Genomic DNA, 8,612 nt, shown 5'->3' on the forward strand with positions numbered 1-8,612 from the left:
CATGAGCACGACGGGGTTGTCATCGCGTTGGTCCTGGCCTGCCGGCGTCGCGCTTCTTGTCGCTGCCGCCGCACTGCCCGCGCTCGCCAGCAACTATATTGTCGATGTCGGCCTGACCATCGCCACCTATTCGATCCTGGGCCTCGGGCTGAACGTGGTGGTGGGTTATGCCGGGTTGCTGGATCTCGGCTATGCGGCCTTTTTTGCTATCGGCGCCTATACCACGGCACTGCTGGAAACATTGCAGCATTTCCCGTTCTGGGAAACGCTGCCGTTCAGCCTGGCGTTTGCGGGGGCTTCGGGTATCGTCATCGGCTACCCGACCCTTCGCCTGCGCAGCGACTATCTGGCGATTGTCACGCTTGGCTTCGGCGAGATCACGCGCATCATCGCCACCAATCTCGACATCACCGGCGGCCCGAACGGTATTTTCGGCATCGAAAGTCCAAGCCTGTTCGGGTATGAAATCAGCTCTCCGAAGGCGGTCTACGAACTGGGCGTCGCGTTTCTCGTGCTGGTGCTGGGGTTCGCGATCCGGCTAGGCCAGTCGCGGCTCGGGCGCGCCTGGACCAGCATCCGCGAGGATGAGGCGGCCGCCGAGGCGGTCGGCGTGCCGACCCTGCGCGTCAAGATGCTCGCCTACGTCATGGGTGCGCTGATCGGCGGCTTTGCGGGCAGCCTGTTCGCCGCCCGCTTCGGCACCATCGATCCGACCGGCTTCACGTATCTGCAATCCGTCACCATCCTGATCGTCGTCGTACTCGGCGGCCGGGGGAGCATTCCCGGCGTGATACTCGGCGCTGTCATCGTGGCCGGCCTGCCCGAATTGCTGCGCTTTCTCAACCTCTGGCGCATCTTCGCCTTTGCGATCGGACTCGTGATCCTGATGCTGCTCCGGCCGCAAGGGCTATGGCCGGCACCGCTGCGCCGCGTGACACCGCCGCGCGAGGATGCCGGCCGTGCTGAAACATTCGCGTCCCGGGCGATGGCCGGCGACGCGATCCTGCTCGATGTGCGCGACATGCAACGCCACTTCGGCGGTGTGCGGGCGGTCGGCGGTATCAGCTTCACGGTGCGCAATGGTGAGATCCTCAGCCTGATCGGCCCCAACGGCGCCGGAAAGACAACGGTGTTCAACTGCCTGACCGGCGTGATCCGCCCGACCGGCGGCAAGGTGCTCTGGCGCGGCACGTCGCTCGTCGGAGGCGCACCCCATCGCATCGTCCATGCCGGTATGGCGCGCACCTTCCAGGGTATCCGCCTGTTTGCCAACATGACGGCTTTCGAGAACGTATTGACCGGCATGGATCACCGGCTGCGCACGCTGCTCGTCGTCGAACTGCTCGGGTTGCCTTCGGCGCGTGCCGAGGCTGCCAGTCACGCGGCAGAAGGCCTGCGCTGGCTTGGCTTCGTCGGTCTCATGGCGCGTGCGGGGGAGCGCGCAGCCGACCTGCCCTATGGCGATCAACGCCGGCTGGAGATAGCCCGTGCACTGGCCAGCAACCCGCAACTCCTGCTGCTGGACGAGCCGGCCGCGGGGATGAACCCGACCGAAAAGCACGCGCTGATGGAATTGATCCGGCGTATCCGGGATCTTGGCGTGACGGTGCTGCTGATCGAACACGACATGATGCTGGTGATGGGCGTGTCGGACCGGATCATTGTCATGGACCATGGCGTCATCATCGCCGCGGGAACGCCCGCCGAAATCCAGGCCGACCCGCACGTGATCGACGCCTATCTGGGTACGGCTGAAACAGACGAAGCGGCTGACGATGCCGCCGGGGAGAAATCGTTGTGGGACTCCTAGAAATCCGCGACCTGCAGGTGAGCTACGGGAACGTGGAGGTCCTGCATGGCATCTCCCTCGATGTCGCCGGGGGTGAGATCGTGGCGTTGCTCGGCAGTAACGGAGCGGGCAAGACAACGACACTACGCGCCATTTCCGGCCTGATCCGCCCGCGCGCGGGACAAATCACGCTGGATGGACACCCGCTCATCGGGATGCGGGCCCACCAGATTGTCGCGCTGGGTCTCGGCCACGCGCCGGAGGGCCGTCGCATGTTCGGATCGCTGACGGTCGAGGAAAATCTGCGCCTCGGCGGCTACCTGATCCGCGGCGACCGTGCCGTGCTGGACCAGCGGATGGCCGGGGTCTACCAGACTTTTCCGCGCCTCGGTGAACGGCGCAGCCAGCTGGCAGGGACGCTCAGCGGCGGCGAACAGCAGATGCTGGCGATCGCACGCGCCCTGATGTTGCGGCCACGTATCGTCGTGCTGGATGAGCCGTCCATGGGACTGGCGCCGAAACTGGTTCGCGTGATCTTCGGCATGATTTCCGACATCTGCGCAGACGGCACGTCGGTCCTCCTTGTCGAGCAGAACGCGCGCCAGGCGCTTCGCATCGCGCATCGGGCCTACGTGCTGGAAAGCGGGCGCATCGCGCTAGCCGGCCCGGCCCACGAACTGGCACGGGATAGCCGGGTTCGCGCGGCGTACCTGGGCGGCAGCGCTGTCGCCACGGACTGACACCGCCTGATGAACTGCCTGCGCGTCAGGATGGTTGACCCGCGCCAGAACCGCCGGGTGCTGTTGGAGGCGCGGTCAGGTCGTCGTCTGAAGACGGGTATGCCGCCACCTTGCCAGGCGGCATACCGCCTGACTCCGCAATTTCAACCCGCAGGCTCCCGTGATTATTCCAGTACGCCCAGCTGGCATCGTTAGCAAAGCAATACAGATAACCCGAGCATGGCGCCTTGATCTCCACTTCCCTGCCAATCCGGAAGTAGAAGGGTTGAGGTGGCACACCTGCCTGGCCCTGTTGCCCTGGCGTTGAGATCGCTCCGCAGAGTTCGAACCAGTTCGCCCCCCTGACCCGCCGGGACCAGGCAAACAGACGTTGTATCCAGGTACCAGGTGTCCCCTCCGCGCCCCATGCACTGTCCCCATCCAGCCACGTTTGACCTTCAGGCACCTTGAAGCGGTAGCTCACACCCTCATTCATGAAAATACCGGTCCAGTTCCACAACGGGCTGGCGAAAACCCGCACCTCGACAGTCACCGCAGGGTCTATGTTCGGTCGATAGGGCGCCTGAAAGATTGGCGGATTAACCTGTCGTGCCAATGCCAGATCCGATATCGATTCGGAACATCTTCGTGAACCCTTCGCCAGATACGGAAAGGACCGGGGACGAAAGCCGGCTTCCCTGTAAAAACCGGTGAGTGAGTTGTGAAGAACACCGTGTATTGCAGAGGGCGACGACTGATCCGCGTGGGCCAGCTGGTTCAACATGTCCGACTCGAACACCGCACCGCACTTCGCAGCCTCGCCAATCATCCATTTGAGCGTGGCATCAGAAAGTCCGGTCTCTTTGTAGCCGCCCCCAACGTCAGCGTGAACACCAGGGAACCACACCTGCAACACGCGTGTCAGGTCGCAACCATCCGAATCCGTCCACAACGTTGGAAAGAAGTTATTCCGCTGCTCATCGATTGCAAGGGCCTGTACCGCGCGTTCAACTTCTGGCGGAAGTCTTGTGTCATGAAATTCGAAGCGCTTTCTGCCGAAGCCGAACAAGTCCACGATTTCGGGAATGCCGAGCGCGCCCACCGTCTCCCACACCCCCAGGAAGCGAATGGGCGGAGGTTTGCCATGCGCGTCGCGGAACCGTTCCTGCTGGCTGACGCTTTCCGGCATCTCCGGGTCAAGCCGGTACAGGTTCCATGCCTGCCTTACCAGCGCCCAGGTTGCCTCGTGAGGAAGTCCACAATGGTGAAGCATGCCGACCAGGCTGCGAGCCGTGAACGCGCCACGAGAGAAGCCAATGACAAAGATTTCGGAACCTTCTTCGTAGTGGTCGGACAGCCACTTGTACGCGGTTCGAATGTCACGGGAGAGGCCTAAACCTAGCGCACCGTCGATGAGGCGACGCACCCGGCCTTCGTTAGCGCCGATGCCGACGTGATAGTACCGAAGCTGCTCGACGCCATCGTCGCCGCGCTCACTCAATGCGTTGAAAAAGCGAACGACATTGGTTGGAACGGGCACCCCCTGAAACTGGTCGCTATCCGAGTTCCATGTGCCATCACAGCAAACGAAAAGTCTCTTCATGTTTTTGGCCCGTCTCGTTCCGCGAGATTCTCATCATGCAGTGGAGCAACTGCGCCCTCGACACCTGCGAGTCACCCGTTCATATGTCAGCGTGGTCCGCCACATCAATAAAGTGCACGAAAGCATTACCATGTTACCCAGATCCGGGGATGCTCAACGTACGCCCGAATTCCTGTCATAAGCGTTCCAGGCGTGGTTCAGAACCGGCAGAATCCGGGTGACACGCACAGGCAGCATCGTCCCGCCTGTCAAGGCAAGGTTAGTGAACGATGCCGTTCAAGTTTCAAGCGGTGGTCAGGAACCTCCACGCGTCAGGTCTTCACGCAGCACCCGCCCACACTGTCACTCCATCTGGATCGATGGCGAGCCGGCACTGCCCGTTTTCACGAAAACCGCCGTCCTGGCTGGCAAACTCGAAGCTCACCCCTTTGACCTTTGCGTTGACATAGCGCTCACCGTGACGCGTGCCGATTGCACTGATGGTTCCCGTATGTGGCCCGCTCACTGACGGCGTTATCGAGCGCGAACCAACACGCCACATCACCTGTTGTCCGGGGTGAAAGGACCGGTCCGATGTTTGCAGCGTGAATCCTTCGGCGATCTCGATCTCGCCTGGCGTTTTGACGATCCCCGTCCCGACATTGTGCAGACCCAGCAGATCAGCAACCCGCATCGTGCACGGCCGCTCGAAAACTTCCTCGACGGGTCCGGTTTGCAGAACGCGCCCCTGTTCGATCACCAGTACCTCATCAGCGAGCAACGCGGCTTCGTCAGGATCATGCGTGACGATGACTGTTATCGCGGCGATCTCGCGCTGCAGGTCCCTGAGCGATTGCTGCAGGCGGCGACGGCGCGGCGTATCGAGCGCGGCGAAGGGCTCATCGAAGAGCAGCAGTTGACTATGGCGCGACAGCGCACGCGCGAGCGCGACCCGCTGGCGCTGACCGAACGATAGCTGCTGCGGAAGACGACCGGTCAGCGTCGCAAGGCCCAGATGCTCGACCCAGAAACGCGCGCTCGCCCGGTCCGCGCCTACAGGAAACGCAAGCTGCTGGTCCACCGTCATGTGAGGGAACAGACCATAATCCTGCGGCATATAGCCAATCTGGCGCCGCTCCGGTGGCAGCGTGCCGAGATCCAGCTGGCCGAGCCTCACCGCGCCACGCTCATTGGATTCCAGGCCTGCGATCAGCCGCAGCGCCATTGACTTGCCGGAACCCGACGGGCCGATGATCGCGAGCCGTCGCGAAGAAGGCGCCCAGGCGATGTCGAGACTGAATGTGCCGATATGTCTCGCTAGCCGTATCGCAAGCGTCAGACCGGCATCGGCGGAAAGCGTGGTGCCGGCCGTTGCGACGACGGCGGGTTCGTCGCCATTGTCTGGCAGCTCGCTTGCAACAGCACGGGCGCCGCGGCTATAAACCGAAAGCGCCGCGCACACCACTGCGATGCCGAGCGTCGGCAGCAGAAGCGGCATCATCGCAGGCAGACCCTGTCCACCGAATACGACGTAGGTGTACACCGGCAGCGAATACGGGTGATAAGCGACCATCACCGTCGCGCCAAATTCGCCGAATGCGCGCAACCACGCTAACGCAAGGCCGGCCCGGATGGCCGGCCATGCAATCGGCAGTGTCACGCGAAAAAAACGGCTGCCCGGATGATGTCCGAGCGTCGCGGCAACGTCGTCGAAAACCGGATCGACCGACAGAAACGCGGAGCGCGCGGCGACGATCAGAAAAGGGGCGGCGACGAACGTTTCGGCGAGCACGATGCCCGCGAACGAATCGGTCAGCGTACCGCCGACCGCGCGGCCGATCCAGCTATAGGGCCCAAGCAGGAACAACAGCAACACACCGCTCGTGAGCGGTGGCAGTGCGAGCGGCAACTGGACGACAAAGCCGAGCAATGCTGTCCAGCGCGACGATGAACGGGCGAGCCAGTAGCCCAGCGGCACACCGCCCACGAGTATCACGAGCGCGGCGACGCTTGCACTGCCTATGGAGACGCCAACCGCCGACCAGGTGGCGTGCCAGTCGACACCCGCCCAGTCGGCATGACTGATCTGCGGGATACTCGCGAGAAACGGCGCGCACAGATACGCTGCAAGCAGTACGGCGAGCCAGAGCAGCGGCTGCGCCGCTGGCTGCTTCATTGGGCTGCGTCGATGACAGCATGCAATGACGACGGTACGGCTTGCGCATTGCCGGTCACCGTCGGTTTGATCACGTCGACGCCATGCTCCTTAAGCAACGCACGCCCGCTCGCGCCAAGCAGAAAATCGACGAAGCGCGTTGCGCCGTTAGCGTTCGGCGCATCGTTAAGGATGGTCAGCGTATAGCTCGCCCTGGCCTGCAGTTCAGGCGCGGGGCGGAACGCAGGAATCTTCAGATCCGACGTTTCTGTCGAGTAGAAAAAGCCCGCATCAAGCTGGCCTGACTGAAGACGCCCAACCAGCGTCTCTTCCGGCAGCACCTGCTCGGGATTGTCGGGCGCGCCGAGCGTCTTCTGGACGAGGTCGGGCTGATGATAGAGCTCCGCTGCCTTCGTCATCATCTGGACGGTGAATGCGCCCTTTGGATCGAGCTTCGGATCGGTGCGGCCGATACGGATACCCGGCTCCTGCAGTACCTGATCCCAGCGCTTCTTCTTGAAATCGGCGGCAAAGCGGCTTTGCGGGTTGTAGCCGATCATCAGCGGCGATTCGGCGAAGTTGACGTACCAGCTCACATGATCACCGTTTGTCGCACCCATCAGGGCGGTGTTCACCTTCGGACTCGCGCTGATGAACACGTCGCCGCGGCGCAGCTTGCCTTTGATCTCATTGGCGATCTTGTTCGATCCGGCAGCGTAGCCCTGAAAATGCAGACCCGTCTCCTTCTCGAACGCCGGTCCGACACTACGTTCCATCAGGTTGACGAGCGAACCCGCATACAAAACGTTGACGGTGCCCTCATCGGCAGCACAGAGGTTTGCGGTCAACAGGCCTGTCAGCACGGCACCCGACACCAGAAGCTTGCGCAACATGTGATTCCCCGAATCGTTATAAAGGCCCATATATTACGATGTGCGCTTCAACTCCGCATCGATTTAAAAAGTCGCACGCGCAAAACATTCATGCGCGAACCATGCGCGCTACACGAGCAGATCTTCGTAAAACGCACCGAATGGCCGCGTCGGATGGGCCAGCTGTATTTCGAGAATCCAGAGCCCCGCGTCCGGACAGTCGGCGAAGTCTCCAAGATCGCCTGCCTTGTAGATCGCATGCGGAAAATCGCTGACACGGTGGCCCTTGATATCCAGATTCAGACGCCATCCGAGCGCCGATGCACGCTCTTCGGCGAAGTCATAGAGTGCTTTGCCGCCCGCGCCGGATGAACGCCAGTGCTGCTCCACTTCGGCGAACACGGTCTTCGCGGCATCGGCACACGCCTTCATATCCACGTCGTCGCCGACCACAAAGGTGGCGCCCGCATCGCCTTCGTGCCGGTTCCAGACGACACCAAGATCGACGAAGTAAATGTCGTCCTCCTTGAGTCGCGGGTCGCCAGCCGACGGCTGCTTGAATGTCTTCAGCGTGTTCTCGCCGAAACGGACCAGCACCGGATGCCAGATCCGGTCCATGCCGAGCTGCGTCAGGAGGCGCGTGCATTCCGCTCTCGCCTGCGACTCGAGCATGCCCGGCTCAATCCGCTCCCTGATCTGCCCGACAGCCTCCCAGGTTCTGTCACGGGCGAGCTTCATCGATTCGAGCACGTAGACACTGCCAACCGCCTGATTCATCGCTGCTTCCATCAATCCTCTCCAGTTATATCCCGGTGAATATAGCGTCCGGAAACCTGAGTGTCCATGCCACACCGTGAATCCATTTGTGTCAGAAAGACGACAATTCCCCAACAGGAGCGTTTACGAATATATAACGTGTCGTTATATTTCGCACGATACAACGGAACAGGGCACTTCATCCTGTTCGAAGTCGACCCTATGCCAGGAAGACTCTCACTGACCGGCACCGTTCTCACGAAGCGACGGATGCTGCGTCCTGCGATTTTCGCCTCAACACGCGTTTGATCGCCCGATGCTGACATTGACCTGCATGCCACGCGTGACGCTGTACGGGTTGATCGATGCCGGTATCAGTTACGTGAACAATGCCCGTTCCGGCACGAGCCATGACAGCCTCGTCAAGTATGACGACGGTGTAGCGTCTGGCAGCCGTTGGGGCCTGCGTGGCACCGAAGATCTCGGTGGCGGCCTGAAGGCGATTTTCGTACTCGAAAGCGGCTTCAATAGCGGCAACGGAACACTCGGCCAGGGCGGCGCGATGTTTGGCCGCCAGGCATATGTCGGCGTGACGAAGGACAACATCGGCTCGTTCACGATGGGTCGTCAGTACACGTTCAGCACCGACTATCCCGGCGCCAACTATTCGACCGGCAGCCAGACCGTCGCGGGTAACTACGCTTACCACATCAACGATATCGACCAGCTGACGTCCAGC

The 8,612-nt window shown here is 61.8% G+C and carries 7 protein-coding genes; 3 read left to right on the plus strand and 4 right to left on the minus strand.

Translation table 11 applies throughout. The features are described from left to right. Position 1 precedes the first annotated feature (1 nt). Together LPA34_RS15230 and LPA34_RS15235 are read left to right on the plus strand one after the other, a co-directional pair. Positions 2 to 1,810, plus strand: a complete 1,809-nt coding sequence (locus tag LPA34_RS15230) for a branched-chain amino acid ABC transporter ATP-binding protein/permease (RefSeq protein ID WP_228979481.1) — start codon at positions 2 to 4, stop codon at positions 1,808 to 1,810. Beyond that, positions 1,798 to 2,529, plus strand: coding sequence for an ABC transporter ATP-binding protein (locus LPA34_RS15235; RefSeq protein ID WP_228979483.1), 732 nt, complete (start codon positions 1,798 to 1,800; stop codon positions 2,527 to 2,529). The genes LPA34_RS15230 and LPA34_RS15235 overlap by 13 nt, the downstream gene beginning before the upstream one ends. A 25-nt stretch (positions 2,530 to 2,554) precedes the next feature. Here the strand turns inward: LPA34_RS15235 and LPA34_RS15240 are convergent, their stop codons facing one another. The 4 genes from LPA34_RS15240 to LPA34_RS15255 all read right to left on the minus strand — a co-directional run bounded on the left by LPA34_RS15240 (position 2,555) and on the right by LPA34_RS15255 (position 7,906). Then, on the minus strand, positions 2,555 to 4,111 hold the full coding sequence (locus LPA34_RS15240; RefSeq protein WP_228979484.1) for a DUF2235 domain-containing protein: 1,557 nt from the start codon (positions 4,109 to 4,111) through the stop codon (positions 2,555 to 2,557). 319 nt (positions 4,112 to 4,430) lie between these two features. Further along, positions 4,431 to 6,266, minus strand: coding sequence for an ABC transporter ATP-binding protein/permease (locus tag LPA34_RS15245; RefSeq protein ID WP_228979486.1), 1,836 nt, complete (start codon positions 6,264 to 6,266; stop codon positions 4,431 to 4,433). Continuing rightward, entirely contained in the window at positions 6,263 to 7,138 is an 876-nt protein-coding gene (locus LPA34_RS15250) for an extracellular solute-binding protein (protein WP_228979488.1), read from the minus strand. Before LPA34_RS15250 ends, LPA34_RS15245 begins: the two co-directional genes overlap by 4 nt. Before the next feature lie 108 nt (positions 7,139 to 7,246). Then, complete coding sequence (locus LPA34_RS15255; RefSeq protein WP_228979490.1) at positions 7,247 to 7,906, minus strand: M24 family metallopeptidase; 660 nt, start codon at positions 7,904 to 7,906, stop codon at positions 7,247 to 7,249. A gap of 283 nt (positions 7,907 to 8,189) precedes the next feature. On the opposite strand from LPA34_RS15255, the gene LPA34_RS15260 reads away from it, so the two are divergent. Beyond that, positions 8,190 to 8,612, plus strand: a 423-nt coding sequence (locus LPA34_RS15260; RefSeq protein WP_228979491.1) for a porin, incomplete at its 3' end; no start/stop codon positions are given.

This window comes from Paraburkholderia gardini, assembly GCF_907164575.1.
In the GTDB taxonomy this organism is placed as follows: domain Bacteria; phylum Pseudomonadota; class Gammaproteobacteria; order Burkholderiales; family Burkholderiaceae; genus Paraburkholderia; species Paraburkholderia gardini.

What these genes read in the sequence shown, in the direction of transcription:
- LPA34_RS15250 (WP_228979488.1), bottom strand. Translation starts at nt 7,138, where the DNA reads ATGTTGCGCAAGCTTCTGGTGTCGGGTGCCGTGCTGACAGGCCTGTTG.
- LPA34_RS15230 (WP_228979481.1), top strand. Translation starts at nt 2, where the DNA reads ATGAGCACGACGGGGTTGTCATCGCGTTGGTCCTGGCCTGCCGGCGTC.
- LPA34_RS15240 (WP_228979484.1), bottom strand. Translation starts at nt 4,111, where the DNA reads ATGAAGAGACTTTTCGTTTGCTGTGATGGCACATGGAACTCGGATAGC.
- LPA34_RS15245 (WP_228979486.1), bottom strand. Translation starts at nt 6,266, where the DNA reads ATGAAGCAGCCAGCGGCGCAGCCGCTGCTCTGGCTCGCCGTACTGCTT.
- LPA34_RS15255 (WP_228979490.1), bottom strand. Translation starts at nt 7,906, where the DNA reads ATGGAAGCAGCGATGAATCAGGCGGTTGGCAGTGTCTACGTGCTCGAA.